This is a genomic window from Paracoccus fontiphilus, from assembly GCF_017356265.1.
GTDB classification, from domain to species: Bacteria; Pseudomonadota; Alphaproteobacteria; order Rhodobacterales; family Rhodobacteraceae; genus Paracoccus; species Paracoccus fontiphilus.
In genome coordinates, this window is record NZ_JAFNAW010000162.1 from 1 (window position 1) to 1,255 (window position 1,255).

Sequence of the window (1,255 nt, forward strand, 5' to 3'; positions counted from 1 at the left end):
TGACCACTGAATGACCCGAAAACCATAATCAAAGGTGGGTCAGTTCTCGATGGAAAACCTGGGTCACTTCTGGGTGGAAATCAACAGGCGTAGGTCTCGACATACTGGCCGATGGCGCTGCGGGCGTGCTCGCTGTCATCCAGAATGAACTTCCTGCGCTCGTAATGGACCACCAGGTTGCCGCTGAGCCGGCGCTGATCGCGGATGCAGAGGATCTCGCGGAGCCGCGATGCCGGCACATTCAGCGGCCGGTGCCGGTCATCCGAGCGGGCAGGAGTGTAGGCAAAGCGCTCGTTGTGGCGCGCCATGAAGCCGGGAAGGAAGGCGTTGGCGGCTTCCATGTCAGAGATGCCCGCAAGGCGCAGTTCCTTGACCAGACGATCCTGCAGGGTGCGGTTGGCTCGTTCGACGCGACCCTTCGCCTGCGAGGAATTGGCGCACAGGATCTCGATGTTCAGTTCCGCCAGAGCGCGGCCGAACTGCGTCATGGCCTGCTCCTTGTGGACCTCGGGACGGTTGATGCGAAAGATGCTGTGCTTGTCGGAATAAAAGGCGACCGGGCGGCCGTAGTCCCTCAGATAGTCTGCCACGACCATGAAATAGGCTTCGGTGGTCTCCGACGGGACAAAGCGCATCTGCATCAGCTTGCCGGTGGCGTCATCGATGAAAACCAGCAGCGTGCAGGCCGGACCGCGATCCTCAAACCAGCGATGATCCGAGCCGTCGATCTGGATCAACTCGCCAAAAGCCTGCCGGCGCAGCCGGGGCTGGTGAACACGGTGTCGTTGCTTACGACTGTGCCAAAGCCCGGCCGCCATCATCCATTGCCGCAGGCTCTCGGAGGAGATGCGGATGCCATGCCGCTCGGCCAGCTTCTCGGCCGCCAGCGTCGGTCCGAAGTCGGGATAATCGCTGCGGATCAGGGACAGGATGTAGTCGCGCTTGAGAGCGCTGACGCGGTTGTTCGAGGGTCGGCCGCGCAGCTTGTGGCGCACCGCCATGGCGCCTTCGTTCCGGACCTGGCCGAGCAGGCGTTGCACCTGCCGCTGACTGAGGCCAAGCAGACTGGCAGCTGTCGCTGATCGCAAGCCGCCGTCCAGAACCTGCGCCAAAACCTCGATCCGCTGAAGCTCGCGTTCGCTCATCAGGAGAAGTCCCATGCCGATGCCCTTGTGTCACATGCTGCGCGCAAGGCTCCGGCAGCAGGGCAAGGGCGACAAATCAACTTTGCCAGTTCGCGACAATTCTACTTCGC

At 62.1% G+C, this 1,255-nt stretch carries 1 pseudogene; it reads right to left on the reverse strand.

The window, feature by feature from the left end:
- Positions 1-86: 86 nt before the first annotated feature.
- Positions 87-1,160 (reverse strand): annotated as a pseudogene (locus tag J0F76_RS20640) (ISNCY family transposase); the annotation flags it as partial.
- Positions 1,161-1,255 lie beyond the last annotated feature (95 nt).